Source organism: Gracilibacillus sp. HCP3S3_G5_2 (assembly GCF_052063305.1).
Lineage (GTDB): Bacteria > Bacillota > Bacilli > Bacillales > Amphibacillaceae > Gracilibacillus.
In genome coordinates this window covers 257686-278540 of the sequence record NZ_JBQHXU010000004.1, presented here as the reverse complement: position 1 = coordinate 278540, position 20855 = coordinate 257686, and the positions used below count along the sequence as shown (strand labels likewise).

Genomic DNA, 20855 nt, shown 5'->3' with positions numbered 1-20855 from the left:
TCAGTCAAAATTAGAAGGGAAGGTCTTTACATGAGAGTATCTGAGTTAATAAATGTTCCGTCCTTAGAAGGATGTAAAATAATTGCCGGAGATGAAGGATTGGATCGTGAAGTGCAGTATGTTAACATGATGGATGCCCCAGATATTGCAAAGTTTCTGAAACCAAATGAGCTACTCGTGACAACTGCTTATCATATGAAGGATCAACCTGAATTATTAGGTCAATTAGTAAAGGAAATGCATGAACAGGGTTGTGCTGCATTAGGGATTAAGACAAAAAGATTTTTATCGGAAATTCCTCAACAAGTGCTCCAACTAGCCAAATCTTTTTCTTTTCCAATCATAGAAATTCCTGTTCACAGCTCTCTTGGCGATATCGTCAATCAAACCTTGAGTAAAATTTTGGATAAAAGGACAAGTGAACTAATATCAGCTATTGATATCCATCGGAAATTTTCCGATCACATGATGAGTGGTAAAGGGATGGAAAGTTTACTGAAAAATTTATCCCAAATGGTTCAGCATCCTGTTATTCTATTAGACCAATACTCAAAACCTGTAGCTTCTTCTATATATAACAGGCAAGCTGCGACGATTGTAGAAAACCTCTATGTAAGAGATATTGTGTCGTATTTTCCAGATACGAGTTTTTTTAGCTTCTCTACTATTCAGGATCGACAGACGTATTCTGTTTTTTCCGTTTATACTCATACCAAAAAAGCTGGATATCTTCTGATTCTTGGGGAAATTATACCAAGTGACCATGCGGCAACATTAACGATTGAACAGGCTACAAATGTTATTTCCTTTGAATTGGTTAAAGAGAATGCATTAACACAGTATTCCAGAAGAGTAAAAAATGAGTTTTTCTATAATTTTACGGAGGGATTATTTACCTCTGATGAGGAAGTGATAAATCGGGCAAAAGAGTTTTCCATTGACAATCATAAAAATTACATTTGTGCCACTGGTAAAGTGGAGCAGAAAAATAAATTGGTCGGTAGCTATACACAGAGTCAGCGGGAAATAGATGAAATTTATGAATATATGGAAGATGAATTAGTCAGCTTTTCTTTATCAACCCATTTATTTACGAGAGGTGATACTTGTATATTCTTATTTGAGAAAGTCCATTATGATGATGAAGTTCACACCTCTATCCTTTCGGCTTTAGAAATAATTCAAGAAAAAGTTCAATCACGATTTGACCGGGTGTTGTCATTTGGGATAGGAAACCTTGCTCGAAATTTCCTTCATGTTAGAAACAGTTTTAAAGAAGCAATGGACGCTTTAGAGTCTGGTCGGATGGCTGGTAAAGTAGGATTTATTCAAAACTATAAAACAAAAGATATTTTTGAGCTACTACGCATTATTCCAGTGGATGACTTAATGGAGTATTATCAAAATATATTAGAGCCATTACTCGCTATACAAGAAGGGGAAGATGATACACTGCTTCATACGATATTTGTTTATTTAGAAAGCCATTGTCAGATTTCAGAGACTGCTAAACGGCTGTTTGTACATCGAAATACAGTCGTCTACCGTTTAGAAAAATGCGAAGAAATTATGGGCTGGAGTCTGAATGATCCGGAAGTGACCATGCAAATAAGACTTGCGCTTCGAATCAAAAAAGTGTTAGGTCTTTAATTCTTCTCTTATTGCTCGATTATCAAAAACTGCTAAAATCAATGAATTATTTTGTCTATCTTGCATCATGACATGTTCAAGATTTCACTTTACAATAAACATATTGAATGTAGGAAGGGGACATGTAATGAAATTAGAAGAATTGAATGACGTTAGTAAGGAAGCATTTGTGGAGATTTTAGGATCGATTTTCGAACAATCCCCTTGGATAGCTAAGAAAGCAGTAGAGGACAGACCATATACTTCGATCCACGATTTGCATCAACGAATGGTTGAAATTGTACGTGATTCAACTAGAGAAGAAAAATTGGAATTAATTCGTTCACATCCTAACTTAGGAGAGCGTTTGAAAATGAGTGAGGATTCAATCAAAGAACAACAAGGAGCAGGTCTGCAAACTTTAAATGAAGAAGAATACCATAAGTTTCAAACACTTAATTATCAGTATAGTAAAAAATTCGCATTTCCTTTTATTATAGCGGTCAAAGGAAGAACAAAAGAAGAAATATTTGATTATATGCGTGATCGTATCTTAGAAGATCCGTCCACTGAATTTGAACAGGCACTGACGGAAATCTACCAAATTGCACGGCTTCGTTTGGAGGAAAAAATAATAATGTAGGGAGAGTATAGTGATGACAGGGTTGACCACACATGTTTTAGATTTAACACATGGTAAACCGGGCGGTAATATTAACATCGATCTATATCGAATCGTTAATGAAAGGAAGGAACATTTGAAATCAGTGGTGACCAATCAAGATGGGAGAGTCAATGAAGCAATACTCACCAGTGAGGAGTTAACAGCAGGTGAATATGAATTTCTTTTTCATATTGGCGAGTATTTTCGTGAGCAGGGTGTAGAACAACAAGAGCCTTCCTTTCTTGAAATGGTTCCTGTACGATTCGGCATACCAAATCCAAGTGCCCATTATCATGTACCATTACTTATTTCTCCATGGGGTTACCAAGTATATAGAGGAAGTTAAGAAGACTAAAGCAAACAAGTGCTTTAGTCTTTTGTTTTAGGATATATACTTCTCCTGTTTGTCATTTTGAAGGATAGTTAGTGCAAGCCAACCGCTGCGGCTGACCGTTTCGCTTTCCTAGGGGCATGCTCTTCAGCTAACTTTAGCAGGAGGAGTTCGCTCCTGCTAAAGTGGATCTTCAGATCATGCCTAATCCCTTAGGAGTCGAAACGGTCGGCCTCCGCTATCCCTTTTCTACAATGAATATCAGCAAAATAATAGATTGGTCTTATCACGATGCTGAACGATGCGCTTTAAGCTTCAAAAATTAACACAAGGAGGACTTTATCACCATTAGTGATTGCCAATGCCATATCTTTGCACTTTCATAAGGACCCAAGAAGCAAGGCCTGAACATAAATCAGCATGGGCAGCTGGAGCTGTTGTAATACTGTCTATTTATGTCCAAGTAGTGGCACATGTAGTGATAAGGACTGGGTGGGTTTTTGGCCAGTTTTTTATAAGGCCCTCTGTGTTTCTATGACGCAGTAACCGGGTAAAAAACTAGAAACAGTATTAGGAGGTATACTTCATGAAGGATACATTTAAAAAAGGGCTAATATTAGGTCTTGGATTAGCTTCTTCTAGTAAAGAACAAGCGGAAAAGATAATGGAGGAATTAATGACAAAGGGTAAGTTAACTCGTGAAGAATCAGACAGTTTGTTACAGGAATTAAAGAAAAAGGGAGAAGAAAGTCAACAACAAATAGATCAGCAATTCCAAGAAAGATTGAAAGAATGGTTGAAAGAAATGGATGTTGTAACAAAAGAGGATCTACGAGTTTTAGAACAAAGATTACTACTAGTAGAGAATCAATTACAGGATAAACAGGAATAATCGACTCCAATTATATAAAGGGGAGTTTATGATGTTTCGTAAACAAATGAGACACATTCGACGATATCGCCAGATTGCCGTCGCATTCTCAAGAAATGGGTTCGGTTATATAGTGAAAGAATTAGGACTTGATCAGCTTTTCTCCTTGCCACGAAGGTTTTTGGTAAAAAGAGTGGATCGAAAACAAAGCAAAACGACCGGCGAAAGAATTCGTAACTTTTTAGAAGAATTGGGACCTACTTTCATTAAAATGGGCCAACTTGCGAGTACACGGCCAGATCTCATTCCGGACGGCATTATAAAAGAATTAGAAAATCTCCAGGATCGTTTATCTCCAGTTCCATTTGCAGAAATAAAAAGGCTTATCGAGGGAGAATTAGGCGCCTCCATCACCGATTTATTTAAAGAGTTTAATGAACAACCAATCGGCGTTGCTTCTATTGGCCAGGTGCATCTTGCTGTGTTGCAATCAGGGGAGAAAGCAGCAGTAAAAGTGAAGCGTCCAAATATTGAGAAGACGATTCATACCGATTTGGAAATTCTTTATGAACTAGCAAAAAGAGCAGAGAATCGTACCAAATGGGGCGCTCATTACCAGGTAACTAATATTATCGATGAATTTTCTAAAGCAATTAAAGATGAATTGGATTTTATTAGTGAGGGAAGAAATGCTGAGTTAATAAGGCAGCAATTCCGAGATGATGCCAATATAGTTATACCGAAAATCTATTGGGAATATAGTACGGATAAAGTATTGGTGATGGAATATTTAGATGGTTGGAAGATTAATAATATTCAAGCATTAGAAGAGAATGGTTATGACCCTAAAAAGCTCGCAGATAGAATGGTACAGGCGGTATTTTTGCAAATATTTAAGGAGGGTTTCTTTCATGCGGATCCTCACAGTGGCAATATAGTAGTGTTATCTGGAGGTCGAATAGCCTTTCTGGATTTTGGGATGACAGGTCGCCTATCCCCTGAAATGAAAAAGCATCTCGCTTCACTGATTATGGCACTAGCTAAACAAAATACGGATGATATCGTTCAAGCGATTAAAAAGATGGGTGTTGTTCCTGAACAGGTTAATCTGCATGAATTAAAGGGTGACATTGATCAATTCACGATCAAATATTATGGTGTTCCCTTAAGTGAAATAAGTTTAGGAGAAGCGATTACCGATTTATTTTTGGTTGCTAATAAGCATAGTATTGAAATTCCTACCGATTTAACGATCATAGGGAAAACATTACTTACATTAGAAGGAGTAGTAGAACGTCTTGATCCGAAATTAAGCATAATGAATGCCGCAGAACCATTTGGAAGGGAATTGATGAAGGAGCGTTATCATCCTAAAAAAATAGCAGAGAGTCTCATTGATCAAATAAATGAATATCATGAGGTACTTCATGATATGCCGGAAATAGTCCAAGAATTGACGACAATGATAAAAAAACGCAAGCTGCCGATCCAGGTTTCAGTACCCGAAGCAAAGTCATTTTTCGTCAAATTGGATCGTGTTTCTAACCGATTAGCATTTAGTATTGTTCTATTAGCATTTAGCATCATTATGGTTGGTCTTATTATCGGTTCAGCTTTAGGAAGACAGACCTCAATGTTATGGAACATACCAGCAATTGAAATAGGCTTTGTGATCGCTGTGGCGATGTTTGCGTGGCTGATTTATTCAATATTTCGCTCTGGTCGGTTTTGATAGCAATGTGAAATCTTCTTGATAACCGTTTTTATTAAAATAGCGTTTTATCTTTTGTTTTCGCGGGAAGAGGTTTTGTGAAATGAATTCTCATCATTTCACAAGGAGGAATGAAAGTGAAGCATCCTAACAAAAAGAAAGAACAGTTAGAACAATTTACAAGAGACGACCGTGGGAAGAAGATGACGACAAATCAAGGTGTAAAGATTCATGAAGATGAGTTTTCACTAAAAGCAGGTGAGCGCGGCCCGACCCTAATGGAAGACTTTCACTTTAGGGAAAAGATGACGCATTTTGACCATGAACGAATACCTGAAAGAATCGTACATGCACGGGGTTTCGCTGCTCATGGAGAATTTCAAGTATATGAATCAATGAAGGAATTCACGAAGGCAGATTTTTTACAGGATCCGTCGAAGAAGACGCCCGTTTTTGTAAGGTTTTCCACTGTGGCTGGGAGTAAAGGCTCAGGGGAATTAGCACGCGATGCCCGTGGATTTGCTACGAAATTTTATACAGAAGAAGGAAACTATGATCTGGTAGGAAATAATATTCCTGTCTTTTTCATTCAGGATGCCATGAAATTTCCAGATTTAGTACATGCAGTGAAGCCTGAGCCACATAATGAAATGCCTCAGGCAGCTTCTGCTCATGATACTTTCTGGGATTTTGTTGCGAACAATCAGGAGTCTGCTCATATGATCATGTGGAAAATGTCAGATCGTGCGATTCCGAGAAGCTTTCGGATGATGGAGGGCTTCGGTGTTCACACGTTCCGTTTTGTCAATGCGGAAGGAAAATCCCATTTTGTTAAGTTTCACTGGAAACCAGTGTTAGGGACACATTCAGTAGTATGGGATGAAGCACAAAAAATAAATGGTAAAGATCCTGATTTTCATCGGCGAGACCTTTGGGAATCAATTGAAAATGGTGACTATCCTGAATATGAGTTAGGGGTGCAATTGATTCCGGAAGAAGATGAATTTAATTTTGACTTTGATATTTTAGATCCAACTAAGTTGTGGCCAGAAGAAGACGTACCTGTGAAAATCATTGGTAAAATGACATTGAATCAGAATGTTGATAATGTATTCGCTGAAACAGAGCAAGCAGCATTTCATCCTGGTCATGTTGTACCAGGAATAGATTTTACGAATGATCCCTTGTTACAGGGGCGCCTGTTTTCTTATACAGATACACAGCTAATTCGTTTAGGAGGCCCAAATTTTCATGAATTGCCTATCAACCGTCCAGTATGCCCATTCCATAATAACCAACGAGATGGTTATGGAAGACAAACAATTAATCGGGGACCAGTAAGCTACCATAAAAATTCACTGGCTCAGAATACTCCTGAGACTTCAACGGAAGCAGAAGGCGGCTATAAGCATTACCAAGAAAAAATAGATGGCAATAAAATCCGAGCTCGAAGTGAAAGCTTTAAGGATCATTTTTCACAAGCTACGTTATTTTGGAATAGTATGAGTGACGTGGAAAAGCAGCATATCATGAATGCGTTTAGCTTTGAATTGGGAAAAGTAGAAAGTGAATCTGTACGAAAACAGGTTGTTGAGATGTTTTCTAATGTAAGCACAGAATTGGCACAGAACGTTGCTGAAGCGATAGGTGTTGAATCTCCTAAGCCAAAAGAGATTAATGTAAAGAAATCTTCACCAGCACTTAGCCAGGAAAATACCGTTAAATCAGTGATGACAAGAAAAGTAGCGGTGATCGTTGGGAATGGTTTTGAAGAAACGGAACTGAAGGAAACCCTTGATAAACTGAGAAAACAGGGGATTAAAATAGAGTTTATTAGTGATCGGTTAGGCGTTGTAGAGGGGAAAAATGGCGAAACAATCGAAGCAGATCATAACTTTTTAACAACAGATTCCGTATTATTTGATGCTGTCTTAGCAGTTGGAGGTAACGAAGAAAACAAAGATTTCTATAAGAAAGCAATCTTATTTGTCCATGAAGCCTATTCCCACTTCAAGCCAATAGGAGCTCTCCAGTTCGGAGAAGATCTTCTAAATGTCGATGATATGAAAGACAGCCCAGGAGTTGTATTAAGTCAACATTCCTCTGACTTTACGAAGGAGTTTATCAATGCCTTAGCAGCACATAGACATTGGAATCGAGATGTTGTGTGAAAAATGAAAATGTACCCATTAAAAAATCCAAGGTAGAAAATCCTATCTTGGATTTTTTGCGGTAGTTTCACTGTCTAAAATGTTTCACTTAATGTATAATTTTTGTAAATGATTAGAAAGGATGCTGCGCCGGATGAAGATCAGTGAATTAGCACGACTGACTAACGTAAGCAGTAGGTCTATTCGACATTATGAAAAGAAAGGACTGCTCCGGGCATACCGACTGGAAAACAACTATCGAGAATTTGAAGAATCTGCCGTTTCACGAATCAAAGCAATCAAGCTATATCTGAAGCTCGGTTTAACGACCGATGAGATAGAAACGTTATTTAGGGAAGAAGTGGCAGTGCCAGATGAATACGAGTATTGTGAAGAAATGCTTTCGATATATAAAGAGAAACTGAATATGGTAAAGCACCAGGTCGAAGCATTGCGAGAGCTGGAGAGAAGACTCGAGAGGCAAATTGCCTTAACTATTGCCAATAAATAGTGTGGAGTTATTTTATCTCAGCCCAAAATAAAAGAGTGGCATCCATCAGCACTTTGGAGGATGGGTACCACTCTAACTACCAGGTTTATTTTAGCTATCCATTTGTTAGTGTCTATACTTTTGATGTAATTTTTTTGAAGAAGCTTATTTTTCCACTTCCATCACACGTTGAGCAAGCCATTTCCCCTTCACCAGCACAATGTTCACATTTGTGGATACCATAATCAATTCCTTCACCTGAACATGCTGAACAACGAATTAACCCTGCACCATTACAACTTTTACACCTCATACAGAATTCCTCCTTAAAATTATTTGGAGCAATAACTATTTAGGTAGTATTGTTACTGGCAGTGAAACGCTTTTCTTGTTAAGCTCCACTTTTAACATAAAAACTATCCATAAGCGCCGTTTGTAAGATTATAGCAATCTTACAAATTAATCTATATGAATATCTTAATTATTAAATACCACCGAATTTGCGTTTTAATCATAAAATAGAGCTATTTAGGCCTTTGTAATGAAATTGTAATATAAGAGAATAAAAAAACTGAAACACCGAATTTCAGTGTTTCAGCTCACTCTTTAGGAAGACGTCCAGGAACCGCCATTAATATGAATGGCTTGACCTGTCATATAAGACGCTTCATCGGAAGCAAGTATTACATATGGCCATGCATGTTCGGAAGGCTGGCCAGGTCTACCCATTAACCCGTCTTGTCCAAAGTTCTCTACTTGATCCTCATCGAAAGAAGCAGGAATAAGCGGTGTCCATACAGGTCCTGGTGCAACAGAGTTAGCTCTTATTCCTTTTTTAGCAAGGCTTTGGGCAATACTTCTTGTAAAGGCTGTAATAGCTCCTTTGGTAGCAGTGTAATCCATTAGTATCCCATTTCCTTTATAAGCATTAATAGAGGATGTATTAATGATACTATCCCCCTGGCTCATATGACGAACCGCTGCTTTTGTTAAATAGAATTGAGAAAAGAAGTTAACTCTGAATACTTCTTCAAATTGTTCATTAGAAATGTCTTCCACATTTTCTTGCACATATTGAATCGCTGCATTATTGACCAAAATATTCAGCTGACCGAAGGCTTGTACCGTTTCTTCTACTAATCTTTCACAATGCTTGGGTTCTTTGATGTCACCTGGTAAAAGGATACACTCTACACCCTCTTGTTCTACTAGCTTTTTTGTCTCTTGTGCATCCTCATGTTCATCTAAATAAGAAATAGCAACATTCGCACCTTCTTTTGCATAGGTAATCGATACTGCTCTGCCAATTCCACTGTCACCACCTGTAATTAAGGCAGCTTTACCTGTTAATTTGCCAGATCCTCTATAAGCTAAAGGTTGGTGCGGAAGAGGATCCATTTTATATTCCAAACCAGGCTGCTTTGTTTGTTTTTGTCTCGGTGTTGATCCTTTTTGCATATTAGTTAGTTCCATGTTTTACCTCCATCTCTATTTATATTTCTTTTAGTTCAGAAACATCGACTTCAAAGTGTCCTTCTGAATCCTTGGTATAGGTTACTAAAGCTTTTTGTGATTCGTCGTCTACTTCTTCGATATAGACATATTTACCGTTATAGACAACATCTTTCATCACAGGATCGTCTTTGATTTCTTTTGCTCTCATTATATTCATTTGATAATACCTCCTTTAAGATTCCATCACCTTTATTATCCGATAGCCTTTTGAATGGTAACCTAAACATATCATGCGAATTTGAAAAGAAATTGTAAAAGTTACTTCATTGTAACCTCAAAAAATAAACTATTTGAAAATAATGGGTGAATAGTCCTAATAAACTGTGTATAATAGAAATATCTGGGAGATGAAAAAGGTGGGTGAAGAATGGCGAGCACTAGACGGACAAGCTTAAATAATAGGCTATGGACAAAGAGAATCCTTTATATCTATTGGTTAATGGTGATAATTGCCTTTCTCGGTCAAATAGTGGGCTTGTTCATAACCATTTATTATTATCCTGATGACACCGGTGAATTTACTGTAAAGAAATTAATAATTCCTTCCTCTATTCAAACTGTCCTTTTATTGATTACACATTACTTCATTGATAAGAAAGAAATATACAGTTCCAAACTATTATCTATTAGTGGCACGATGGTAGCTGTCGTAACCGTTGTTTTCCATCCCCAGATACCTGGAGTGGAAATTCTCTTTTTATTAGCGATGGCTGTTATCTTAATATACTTTGATAAAAAGAAACTGCGTTTTAGTTTAATCATTAATGTAATCGCATTAACCTCGTTATATGCACTACCATCCATTAGAGAAGCAAGCACATTTTATGAATATTTTATCTATCATTTTATCCTTTTTGGAGGCTATATCGTATATCTTCTTATTATGGAAAGAGGAAATGAGGTATTTCAAATTCTGCAACGAGCAGCAGAGAAAGAAAAAGAACTAATCGTTAAAAGTGCTATTATGGAACGATTAACAAAAGTGGATGCATTAACAGAACTATATAATCATAAAACATTTCATGAATATTTGGATTTTTTGTATGAGCAAAGCATTTCACAGGGGATGCCTTTACAACTTGCATTAATCGATATCGACAATTTTAAAATGATTAATGATCTTTACGGTCATAGTAATGGTGATTTAGTTTTAAAAAGAGTTGCAAGGGCAATAGCAAGTCAGATGACGGAAGATGACATTGCTGCCCGTTATGGTGGAGAGGAGTTTGCCATCCTTCTTACTAATAAAAGTCTTAAAGAAGCATATCATATCATCGATAATCTCCGGTTGTATATAGCAAATCAATATCATGAAGAATTAGATAAGAATATAACAGTTAGCATTGGTTTAAAAGCATTAACAGAGGATATATCGAAGGAGAGCTTCTTTCAAAGAGCGGATGAATTATTATATAAGGCAAAACACAATGGTAAAAATCAAGTGTATGAAAAAGAAGAACCTGAATTAGTTATATGAACCTTGACGGAGGTAGCCAATAGTATTACCTAAACCATAAATGTGACCGAAGGAGACAAGGATCGAATCTGATACACCGTTTATCTTTTTTCATTTACAATAATAAAACACCCCAACGTGAGCCTCTTTCCATTGGGAGTGCTAATGTTGAATCGGGGGTGTCATTATATATTGGTCATCATAAAGGGAAAGGTGAATTTCGTTCAACATGTTGATGGAAGCAAAAAATACTTCTTTCGGGTTTGTAATACCCTTTTTTCTAAGCTCTTGTAACAGCCATTCTTCACTTAGGTTTCTGGCTTCCAAGGCTTTTGTATATACGCTACCTTCCATAATCACCGGGATGGAAAAGCTAGAGATAGGTTGTTTGATTTCTAAATCTTCTGGAGTAACAGTTCTTTTTTCAGGCTTTTTTAACACGGTTAACGTACCATTTGCTTCAATAATAGCTATTTCCACTTCACTGATATCAAAAACATCTTTATCCCTTAGCATTTGTAAAATATTGTCTATTGAGAAGCCAGTATCCTTGAGATTACTTTGAAGAATAGTACCATCATAGATGACAATAGTTGGCTCAAAGGTTATTAATCTGCCTACTCTTCTGTTTGCGATTTTAAGATAGGATACGCATTTTTGCAATAGGCCAATCATAATAACTGCGATAATAGTAGGAAAATGATTAATATTTGGATCTGCAATATCTGCCCCGACGACAGAAGCTAAAGTAATAATCACTAAGAAATCAAATACAGGTAGCTCTCCAATTGCTCTTTTTCCCATGAAGATAGTAACTAGCAGAAGCAAAGGAAGAATGGTAAGTACTCTACCGACAACAATCAGCAATTCGGACATATGCACACCTCAATATGCAAGATTTTATGTTAGGTTTTCCTCGATTGCCCGAAGCATACATGAAAGAAGGTTAGTTGTTATATAAAAATGATCAAAGGAATTTTATCCAATGATCATTTTTATATTATGCTTTTTTATTGGCGAATTCATTCATTGCTTCACTCATAAATTTGGCTAAGCCTTCTCCAAACTGATCAATGTTCTTGGTAAAGCGTCTATCTTCTACATACATCCTTCCTAACCCTTGAAATGCTTCAGGGGTATAGGTAGTGAAATGGTCGTTTAGAAAATCATACCATTTTTTTATCGCTTGTTGTGCTTTCTCTGAAGCAGGATCCATATCACGTATGGCTGCTAATTCCTTGTATATCAGATTCATTTGATCTTGCAGTGCCTGATTCATGTTCATTGCCTTTTGATTCGCTTCGTCTACTTTTGTATCCCCCCATCGCTTTCTTGCTTCTTCTTCATAAGGGTTGTTACTAAAGTCAAAGCCTTGAAATTTCTCCTTTTGACTCATGTGGTAAACTCCTTTCTCATTTTGAATCGTTTTTTCAATCGTTTCGAGCATCATACTTATTTTCCTTTGTTTAGAAAGCAGCATTTTTTGTTGCATCTCAAGTGCTTCCAATCGGTTATAATAAGTACTGGACATTATTTCTTTTATTTTCTTTAAAGGAAAATCTAATGCTCGGAAGAATAAAATCTGCTGAAGGGTTGTCAGGTCATCGTCCGTGTAGATACGGTAACCATTCTCCGCTGATTTTTTAGGTGACAAAAGCCCGATTTCATCATAATGATGTAACGTACGTACGCTAACACCAGTTAATCTAGCTACTTCTCTTACTTTCATGTAGTTCACCCTTTCGAATCAAGTTTAAGCTATCACGTAACGTGAGGGTCAAGGTGTTTTTGAAACCTTTTCTGTAAAATGTTCGTATAAAATGACTAAGAATAGAAATGAGGAGATAGGATATGAATCAATATGAACAACAAGCATATCAGGAAATGCTGGATTGGGAATTAAAAATTTTAAAGAAAAAGAGTACGTTCCAACAATTATCGAAAAAAGCACAAAACAAGATAAACAGTTATATACCGGAAAAGGCACATCAAATTATGACGGAAGCAATTAAGCATATGGTGCAAACAACATTAGTTGGCTCTGATTTTACCACAAAGAAGAACCAAGATATCGGAGAAATGCTAGAGGAGAAGGAACAATTACTTCAGAAAAAATTGGAAACTTATCGCAAGACCGCTACGATTGAAGGGGCAGGTACCGGAGCAGGCGGTATTTTTTTAGGGATGGCTGATTTTCCCTTGTTATTATCGATTAAAATGAAGTTTTTGTTTGAAGCTGCGACTATTTATGGATTTGATACTTCAAAATATGAAGAAAGATTATTTATTTTACATGTTTTTCAACTTGCCTTTTCTAATGATGATAAAAGAAGGGAAGTATATCATTTAATTAAGCATTGGGAAGAAGAGAAAGATCGATTGACAGATATGGATTGGCGTGTCTTCCAACAGGAATACCGTGATTATATTGATCTTATCAAACTGCTGCAAATGGTACCCGGTTTTGGAGCAATCGTCGGTGCTTACGCCAACTACAATCTGCTCGATCAGCTTGGGCAAACAGCCAAAAACTGCTACCGACTGCGTGTATTCGAACAGTAAATATAGTATTTTTTACCACTTTGACTCTATACAAGGAACCAATTCGAGGGACGGATTGGTTCATAACTGCTTCGTCTTTTTTGAAAGAAGTTTTTCCTCCTATTTATCACGGTGTTAACCTTCTGTAATATCCTCACTGATCATCGTCTCATTTTATTCGTTATATGACAGATTAAGCGTTTTACAATTTTTTTACGTGCATGTGTTTTTTGCTTATGGTATATTTTAAAAAATTATACTAATTTGCGAGGTAACGATATATGTCTTTTCCTATTACAGACCCTGTGATCATATTTGCCATTGCGATGGTGATTTTCTTTTTGTCACCTTTAATAATGGAAAAAATGCGTATCCCAGGAATTATAGGTCCAATATTGGCCGGTGTTCTTATTGGACCTAATGGATTAAACCTTTTAGCAAGAGATCAAACCATTGAATTGCTCGGTACAGTTGGTTTGTTGTTTATTATATTTATTGCTGGTTTAGAATTGGATATTGATGGTTTTAAAAAATACCGCAATCGTAGCTTAATATTTGGTTCCATGAGCTTTGGTATGCCACTTATTTTAGGTACTGTTATCAGTATAATGTTAGGTTATTCGGTAACCGCCGCTATTCTGATTGGTTCCATTATTGGCTCACACACGTTACTTGCATATCCAATCGCCAGTCGATTAGGTATTTCAAAAAATAAAGCCCTGACAACCGCTGTAGGTGGTACGTTACTGACAGATACTTTTGCCTTGTTAATATTAGCAATCGTTACAGGTGTTACAGCAGGTCAGCTAACGATTCAATTTTGGCTTCAATTACTCATATCCTTAGTTATCTTTGTTATATTGATGCTTAAAGTAGTGCCGGTTGTTTCACGGTGGTTTTTCCGTAACTATGGAACAGAAGGGATTACTAACTTTACATTTGTGATGGTTGTCTTGTTTGTAGCAGGTCTTTTAGCAATTGTTGCTGGTGTAGAACCAATTATCGGTGCTTTCCTTGCAGGACTTGCTTTAAATCGGTATGTACTGGAACACGGTACATTAATGAATCGGATTCGATTTTTGGGTAATGGCCTCTTTATTCCATTTTTCTTATTATCGGTAGGCATGTTAATGGATTTAAGTGTCCTGTTTAGTAATCCACAAGCATGGGTGGTAACAGCAGCAATCCTGGCTGCTGTTATTATCGGTAAAGCTGTACCGCCGCTTATTGTAAGCAAGATTTATAATTATTCTCGAACTGAACAGAGGCTGATGATTGGTTTAACTATCCCTCAGGCTGCTGCTACTCTCGCATCTACATTAGTTGGTTATGAGGTAGGCTTACTTGATCAGATTACAGTAAATGCTGTCATTATTATGATCTTAGTTACATGTATTGCCGGACCGTATTTAGTAGAGAAATATGCAAGAAGACAAGCGTTAAAAGAGGAGAAGATACCGGAAGCAAATACGAATACACCGGAGAGAATCCTGATTCCAATTGCAAATCCGAATACAATGGAAGCATTGATTGATCTTGCTAACTCGATTAAACACGCTAATACAAACGATCAGCCAATTTATCCATTAAGTGTTGTACAACAGGATATTAAAGGGGCGAAGGAGCAGGTAGCTCAAGCAGAACGAATGTTAGGGCATGCCCAATTGTATGCTGCTGGAGCAGAAATTCCAGTACGTATTTTGACCAAGGTGGATAAAGATATTATATATGGCATTTCGAGAGCTATTATCGAGGAGCGTATTAATACGGTTGTTATTGGTTGGAATGCTAATTTAAGCAGTCATCATTTTAAATTAGGTTCGGTGTTAGACAGGTTAATTGATGAGACCAATCAGGCAGTACTAGTCACCAAATTGGGGCATCCTTTAGAAACGACGAAGCGATTAGTTTTCATTGTGCCTTTTGGAGCTGATCATAAACCAGGCTTTCAAGATGCTGTAGAACGAATCAAAATATTAACGAGTCGTCTTAATGCTCATTTACACGTTGTTATTATTAAAGGTATGCAGGAGCATTATGAGAATTACTTTAAGAAAATTCGTCCCAATCCACCTACCAATTTCTATAGAGTAGAAGATTGGCAGGAATTAAGGGTTAATTATGTGAATAAACATGTGAAGAAAGATGATCTAGTTGTACTATTAAGTGCCAGAAAAGGTACAATTGGTTGGCATCCTGAGCTAGAAGAAGCACCAAAATACTTGGTAGAAATTGTGCCGGATAGCTTTATTATTTATTATCCGACGGAGGAAAAAGAGATCGACCTGAGAGGCTCAAAAGGATTGGACATTCCAAAGGAAGTACTTAGATCAGTCGATTATGATAGAGAGTAAGGCTAAATCTGGTATTTAATGAATTATATCAGTAATATGTAGATTAAGGGTCAGTTTGAAATGCTAGAGCTGACCCTTTCATTAATTCGTAATTTAATTAGAATCGTTACGATTTTGGTCTTGATAAAGTTGTTGTTGCCCAATTTTGACTAATTCTTGAACCATATTCCCGCCTATATGACCACCTATTTTTCCAGCATCTTTCGCTTTAATATTCCCGTTATACCCTTGCTGGAGTGATACTTGTTGTTCTGCTGCTACTTTGTATTTTGCTTTTTGAGGGTCATTTGTATGGGTGACTTTCGCTTTTAATTGATCCAATCCTTTTCTAGCTTCTGGTACAAGTATCTTATTTTTGTTTGCCATTTTATTTAAACCCTTCTCTTGGAATGTCTTCCCCATCATGACTCGTTAATTCATCTTTTTTATTAATACGATCGATTTTTCCATCAATCGTACCTTCCATATAATCATCGGAAACTTGTTCATGTGTGATCGCTAAACCTTTTTCTGTCTGATCTTGACTGTCATAACCCTGTACATCATGCATTTTCTCAGCTACTTTTTTACTGTCTTTAATTGATTGTTGATTCTTCTTTTTCATTTTTAGTACCTCCTTTTTTATTATGTTTTACCTTCCATTAAAATTTATGAGTATCGATTAGCAATGCTCAGAAATTGTTCAAAAGAAATTTAACCATAACACTTGCATTGGTTTTCAAAGTTGGTTATTATGTTATTGATTGATCACTAATAAAATGGATGGGGGTTCTCACCTGTACAATGGTCAGGTCGACATCAAAGCTTTGTAAGGAGTAGTTTCTTGAAGCCAGGTTAGAAGTATTCGCGGTCCTACGAAAGAAACATTAGAATTTATGATGTTTTTAGCTATGGGTATGTTAGGTAATATCGCTTATCTTATAGGCCTTTCTGAACTTTTTGGTAAGTAAACAAAATAATATAACTGAGTCAAATCAGTTATATTACTTTTAACAACAAATTGTTATTGATTTATCAATAACAATTAAAACAATCTGACTTGTGGTGTCCATCTGATGAGGTATTGTCGTTTTAGTTCATTTTTATTGTTAACGATTTACGTTTAACTCACGCGTATGTTTTTTATAACATGTAACAAGCTTAAACGAAATGGAGAGCAAAAATTATCGCTCTACTTTCCTCATTTTTAAGTAATTTTATTAGTGATCAATCAATAATAAAATTTTAGGAGAGTGAATGTGGTGGATAATATTGTTACAAATAAAGAGACCAGTCAACGCAGTTTACACCGCTGGTGGGCTTTGGTCATCCTTGCTTTGGCCCAATTTTTAATCATTTTGAATTCCTCGGTTGTGAATATTGCTTTACCTTCCATAGGGGATGAATTGCTGCTTAGTACCGATACATTAAGCTGGGTGTTAACGGCTTACGTTGTACCTTTTGGAGGCTTGCTTTTGCTAGGTGGACGTTTAGCTGATCGATTTGGGCATAGGCGCATATTCATGGTGGGGGTGATCGGTTTTATCCTAGCCTCAGCAGTAGCGGGCTTGTCGAATTCCATTGAATGGTTATTAATTTCACGCACAATACAAGGTGTGTCTGCTGCCTTTTTAGCTCCTTCTGCTCTAGCATTGGTTACGCTGCTTTTTACAGAATCAGAGGAGCGTGCCAAGGCGTTAGGTATTTGGGGAATCGTTGCAGGACTTGGAAGTGGAGTCGGTGTTTTTCTTGGTGGAGTCTTAATATCTTTATTCGGTTGGTCGGCTGTGTTTTTTATCAATGTTCCAGTGGGTATTCTTGTGATTGTTGCTATTCCTCTACTAGTCACCAAAGATTCGAAAGCTCAGAACATGAAAACAGACGTGGCAGGGGCTGTGACCGTGACAGCAGGTTTAGTAGCGATTGTTGCTGCGCTTCAAATAGCGAATCAAGTTGACTGGGTGATTACGTTCATCCTTATCCTTATAGGTATCACGTTACTTATCACTTTTATCTTTATTGAAAAACGGACGAAAGCGCCACTAGTGCCACTAAGTCTTTTTCGTAATGCTTCGGTAACAAAAGGAAACTTAGCTGTGCTACTGCTAGGAGGTGCATCCATCGGACTATTTTATGGGCTTTCTGTGTATATGCAAAGTGTGCTTGAATATGACGCGTTTACAACAGGACTTGCACAGCTCCCACTCGTTGTAGCCTTGATTGTTGGTGCTGGATTAGTTCCAGCTGTCATGAATCGAATGGGTACAGAAAAGACGTTGGTCCTATCACTTGTGGTGTTTGCGGTTGGTTTAATATGGCTTTCTTATGCTCCAAGCAACGCTTCATTTATCATCCATTTACTTGGTCCAACTATTGTCTTGGGAGCAGGTGCTGGAGGGGCGCAAGTATCCAGTATTGCGCTTGCTGTTAGTGGAGTACCTAAAAGGGAGGAAGGTCTTGCAGGTGGCCTAGTTAATTCAAGTCAGCAAATCGGTGGTGCCGTAGGTATTACTATTCTTGTCATACTCTCTGCCATTAGAACGGATTCACTTACTTCCACAGGGCACAGCATGGAGGATGCACTCACTGGGGGTTTCAGTTGGATATTCATTGGATCCGCCATTTTTGCAATAGCTAGTGCTCTATTGATTATTTTTGTTCAACGTAAAGACATAAATCACCAATAAACTCAAAACGGTTTGAAGCATAAATCATCGTGATTTTTTGGCAAATATAGTTATTGATTAATCACTAATGGAGGGATTTAACAATGAATACGGCAATTGTGTTGGGAGCTACTGGGGGGACAGGGCAGGTCATTGTATCAGAATTACTGTCAAGAGGGGTCAGGGTTATTGCTTTTGGACGTTCTGAGACGAGGTTAGAGGCCCTAATGGAAAAACACGACTATCATCAACGATTATCCTACAAATTGGGAGATGTATTTGATTACCAAACAATTGTAGACGCAGCAGAGGATGCAGAAGTAATATTCAAATGTGTTGGTGTTGCTTATCAAGAGATGGAAGATAAACTTCTTTTGCTTGGCGAAAGTGTGATGAAAGCCGCAAATATTCTAGGTAAAAAGATTGCTATTGTAGATGGAATCTATGTCTATGGACATCAAGTTACGAAGGGTGATGAAAGGCATCCAAAAAAACCGCATACGAAGAAGGGAAGGTTAAGAGTAGAATACGAGAATTTGATATTCAGTAACAAGTGGGAAAATACCAAAGCAATAATTTATAGACTTCCGGATTACTACGGTGCAACGTCTCAAAGTTCATACTTGCAGCCAACTTTAGAAGGAATGGCTGCACATAATGTATCCCTTTTTATTGGAAACTTGAAAACACCACGGGAATATGTCTATCTACCAGATGCAGCCAAAATGATCGTAAATATTGCTGAAAAAGATGATGCTTATGGAGAGAACTGGAATATACCTGGAGCGGGTTTGATTTCAGGTAAAGAAATTATACAGATAGCTCGTGAAGTAACTGGAAATAAAAAAATGGTCCTTCCTTTAACGAAAAATGTCATTCGCTTTATTGGGCTGTTTGATTCGTTTATGAGAGAACTAGTTGAGATTATGTACCTCACGAAGGAAGGGTTTGTGCTAAGTGGTGAAAAATATGAGAAACGCATTGGTCCCATACCAGCAACTCCTTTCAGGAAAGGCCTTGAAGAAACGTTACAACTGTTAATGTCAAAAGGAGATTGAAAAGTACCTAGAATGAGACATTGCCACATAAAAATACACTCTCACAAATATAAAATTGTGTATGAGTGTATTTTATGTGTATAGAGATGGTTGGTCTATCATCACTCTGTTTATCGCTTTAATTAATTAAAATAGGTATTTCTCCAAGCAGTTTCTTTAAGTTAATGGAATCCCACGGCATATGCTCGGTAATACCTAATCCAACTACATTTGTTTCTTCGGAAAGTTCTTTCATCAGATCAAGTAGTTGAGGCATTTGCATGGTTCCAGCTGCAGAAAAATCATAAGGTGCTTCAGGATTGGCAAATAATAATGAACGAAATGCCTTAGGATCAAGCACATCTAGGTCAAGGTGAATAGCTAGATGTTTCACTTCACTTTCCTTAATCCATTCTTTAATAGTTTCCGTACTGTGCATTAATTCTTTCGTTCCAGCAGTTTTAATACCTAGTCTCTTAATGATTTCTGTATCTTGTTGTGTGGGAGTATCTAATCCTGCGATAAAGACTTGTTCAGGTTTTAGAGGAATGTCTACATGTTTAGCGAACTCTTCATCTCCCTCTCCTAAGAGATTTCCAAGCGGTAATGTATGACCGTAATCATATCCAACAATTCTACCCAAATCACTGTGAGCATCAATCCAGATTAAACCTAGCTCCCCACCGTAGCGTTTGTTTAAATAAGCAAAAGGGGCCTGTTCGACTAAGCAGTCCCCACCAAACATGACGATGCGATCTGGCTTATGAGCGTCAATGATATGTTGAGCAGCCTCTAATTGTTCAAGTAATTGTTTTCTCCCATTCGTACCGTTCTCGTTTTCCAGCGGAGTGCCATCATAAGCTTTAACTGGTACGTGAATAAGGGGTTGATTATTTTCTGGGGCTAGCCAAGCAAGTAATTCGGCTCCAAAAGAGTAGTTAGGGTTGTTTCCCCCTTGCCATTGTGGCATTAACATACGGATTGTTTTTTTAGCCATTTTGATTCTCCTTTACTTTAAAGTAAGATTATTATAAACTGAGCACAAATAAAAAAGTAGTACGCACTTTATTGATAGGTACTACCTGAAAGGATAGTGTGAAAATGAGTATGGCTGAATATAAAGGGAAAGTTAAAAATATTACAGATACCCCTTTTGGTTATACTGTTTCAGTTATCGGTGGAAAATGGAAAATGGTTATTATTTTCCTTCTTGCAGAGAATCAACCCGTTCGCTTTAATGACTTAAAAAGACAAATAGGAGCTATTACTTATAAAACATTAAGTTCACAATTAAAAGAACTGGAAGCAGATGGTTTAGTGAAACGAAAAGAGTATCCCCAAATTCCTCCTAAAGTCGAGTACAGTCTCACGGCTAAGGCGGAAACATTATTACCCATTTTGGAAGAGATGTGTGAGTGGGGTGTAATAAACCAAAATAATTAGCTTGAAAGAGCGTAAATG

General features: G+C 37.3%; 21 protein-coding genes. 13 read left to right on the top strand and 8 right to left on the bottom strand.

The genetic code is table 11. The features are described 5' to 3' along the window. Nucleotides 1-30 precede the first annotated feature (30 nt). The 7 genes from ACTNEP_RS08350 to ACTNEP_RS08320 all read left to right on the top strand — a co-directional run bounded on the left by ACTNEP_RS08350 (nt 31) and on the right by ACTNEP_RS08320 (nt 7867). Nucleotides 31-1650, top strand: a complete 1620-nt coding sequence (locus ACTNEP_RS08350) for a PucR family transcriptional regulator (protein WP_441161389.1) — start codon at nt 31-33, stop codon at nt 1648-1650. A gap of 127 nt (nt 1651-1777) precedes the next feature. Continuing rightward, entirely contained in the window at nt 1778-2272 is a 495-nt protein-coding gene (gene uraD, locus ACTNEP_RS08345; RefSeq protein WP_441161387.1) for a 2-oxo-4-hydroxy-4-carboxy-5-ureidoimidazoline decarboxylase, read from the top strand. Nucleotides 2273-2285: 13 nt separating this feature from the next. Continuing rightward, nucleotides 2286-2639: a hydroxyisourate hydrolase gene (uraH, locus tag ACTNEP_RS08340; protein ID WP_441161385.1), complete on the top strand. Its 354-nt coding sequence runs from the start codon at nt 2286-2288 to the stop codon at nt 2637-2639. Nucleotides 2640-3210: 571 nt separating this feature from the next. Then, nucleotides 3211-3516 carry a phasin family protein gene (locus ACTNEP_RS08335; RefSeq protein ID WP_441161384.1) on the top strand — a complete coding sequence of 102 codons (306 nt, stop codon included), beginning with the start codon at nt 3211-3213 and terminating at the stop codon, nt 3514-3516. A 31-nt stretch (nt 3517-3547) separates the two neighbouring features. Further along, complete coding sequence (locus tag ACTNEP_RS08330; protein ID WP_441161383.1) at nt 3548-5227, top strand: ABC1 kinase family protein; 1680 nt, start codon at nt 3548-3550, stop codon at nt 5225-5227. A 110-nt stretch (nt 5228-5337) separates the two neighbouring features. Further along, nucleotides 5338-7377, top strand: a complete 2040-nt coding sequence (locus tag ACTNEP_RS08325; protein ID WP_441161382.1) for a catalase — start codon at nt 5338-5340, stop codon at nt 7375-7377. A 133-nt stretch (nt 7378-7510) separates the two neighbouring features. After that, nucleotides 7511-7867 carry a MerR family transcriptional regulator gene (locus ACTNEP_RS08320; protein WP_441161381.1) on the top strand — a complete coding sequence of 119 codons (357 nt, stop codon included), beginning with the start codon at nt 7511-7513 and terminating at the stop codon, nt 7865-7867. Between the two features lie 112 nt (nt 7868-7979). On the opposite strand, the gene ACTNEP_RS08315 is transcribed toward ACTNEP_RS08320, so the two are convergent. From ACTNEP_RS08315 to ACTNEP_RS08305, 3 genes are all read right to left on the bottom strand, one after another. Continuing rightward, nucleotides 7980-8159 (bottom strand): hypothetical protein, encoded by a 180-nt coding sequence (locus tag ACTNEP_RS08315; protein ID WP_441161380.1) that lies wholly within the window; start codon nt 8157-8159, stop codon nt 7980-7982. 293 nt (nt 8160-8452) lie between these two features. Then, nucleotides 8453-9319, bottom strand: coding sequence for an SDR family oxidoreductase (locus ACTNEP_RS08310; protein WP_441161379.1), 867 nt, complete (start codon nt 9317-9319; stop codon nt 8453-8455). A 19-nt stretch (nt 9320-9338) separates the two neighbouring features. Continuing rightward, on the bottom strand, nt 9339-9518 hold the full coding sequence (locus tag ACTNEP_RS08305) for an H-type small acid-soluble spore protein (RefSeq protein WP_441161378.1): 180 nt from the start codon (nt 9516-9518) through the stop codon (nt 9339-9341). A gap of 210 nt (nt 9519-9728) precedes the next feature. Here ACTNEP_RS08305 and ACTNEP_RS08300 point away from each other — a divergent pair, with 210 nt between their 5' ends. Continuing rightward, nucleotides 9729-10838 carry a GGDEF domain-containing protein gene (locus ACTNEP_RS08300; protein WP_441161377.1) on the top strand — a complete coding sequence of 370 codons (1110 nt, stop codon included), beginning with the start codon at nt 9729-9731 and terminating at the stop codon, nt 10836-10838. Between the two features lie 141 nt (nt 10839-10979). Here the strand turns inward: ACTNEP_RS08300 and ACTNEP_RS08295 are convergent, their stop codons facing one another. Continuing rightward, complete coding sequence (locus ACTNEP_RS08295; RefSeq protein WP_441161376.1) at nt 10980-11693, bottom strand: DUF421 domain-containing protein; 714 nt, start codon at nt 11691-11693, stop codon at nt 10980-10982. A gap of 124 nt (nt 11694-11817) precedes the next feature. After that, nucleotides 11818-12546: a MerR family transcriptional regulator gene (locus tag ACTNEP_RS08290; RefSeq protein ID WP_441161374.1), complete on the bottom strand. Its 729-nt coding sequence runs from the start codon at nt 12544-12546 to the stop codon at nt 11818-11820. Between the two features lie 122 nt (nt 12547-12668). Between ACTNEP_RS08290 and ACTNEP_RS08285 the strand changes: the two genes are divergently transcribed. Both ACTNEP_RS08285 and ACTNEP_RS08280 read left to right on the top strand, forming a co-directional pair. Next, nucleotides 12669-13379: an EcsC family protein gene (locus tag ACTNEP_RS08285; RefSeq protein ID WP_441161372.1), complete on the top strand. Its 711-nt coding sequence runs from the start codon at nt 12669-12671 to the stop codon at nt 13377-13379. Between the two features lie 260 nt (nt 13380-13639). Continuing rightward, a complete protein-coding gene (locus ACTNEP_RS08280; protein ID WP_441161371.1) occupies nt 13640-15712 on the top strand; it encodes a cation:proton antiporter domain-containing protein in 2073 nt (690 codons plus the stop codon). 93 nt (nt 15713-15805) lie between these two features. Here ACTNEP_RS08280 and ACTNEP_RS08275 read toward each other — a convergent pair whose 3' ends face one another. Continuing rightward, nucleotides 15806-16078, bottom strand: a complete 273-nt coding sequence (locus ACTNEP_RS08275) for a small, acid-soluble spore protein, alpha/beta type (protein WP_441161370.1) — start codon at nt 16076-16078, stop codon at nt 15806-15808. A 1-nt stretch (nt 16079) separates the two neighbouring features. Beyond that, the gene (locus tag ACTNEP_RS08270) at nt 16080-16316 is read right to left on the bottom strand and encodes a YozQ family protein (RefSeq protein WP_441161369.1); all 237 of its coding nucleotides are present in this window, start codon (nt 16314-16316) and stop codon (nt 16080-16082) included. Nucleotides 16317-16953: 637 nt separating this feature from the next. On the opposite strand from ACTNEP_RS08270, the gene ACTNEP_RS08265 reads away from it, so the two are divergent. Further along, nucleotides 16954-18378 carry an MFS transporter gene (locus ACTNEP_RS08265; protein ID WP_441161368.1) on the top strand — a complete coding sequence of 475 codons (1425 nt, stop codon included), beginning with the start codon at nt 16954-16956 and terminating at the stop codon, nt 18376-18378. 83 nt (nt 18379-18461) lie between these two features. Next, complete coding sequence (locus tag ACTNEP_RS08260; protein WP_441161366.1) at nt 18462-19415, top strand: SDR family NAD(P)-dependent oxidoreductase; 954 nt, start codon at nt 18462-18464, stop codon at nt 19413-19415. Between the two features lie 118 nt (nt 19416-19533). On the opposite strand, the gene ACTNEP_RS08255 is transcribed toward ACTNEP_RS08260, so the two are convergent. Further along, nucleotides 19534-20391: an arginase family protein gene (locus ACTNEP_RS08255; protein ID WP_441161365.1), complete on the bottom strand. Its 858-nt coding sequence runs from the start codon at nt 20389-20391 to the stop codon at nt 19534-19536. Nucleotides 20392-20495: 104 nt separating this feature from the next. On the opposite strand from ACTNEP_RS08255, the gene ACTNEP_RS08250 reads away from it, so the two are divergent. Next, on the top strand, nt 20496-20837 hold the full coding sequence (locus tag ACTNEP_RS08250) for a winged helix-turn-helix transcriptional regulator (protein WP_441161364.1): 342 nt from the start codon (nt 20496-20498) through the stop codon (nt 20835-20837). Nucleotides 20838-20855 lie beyond the last annotated feature (18 nt).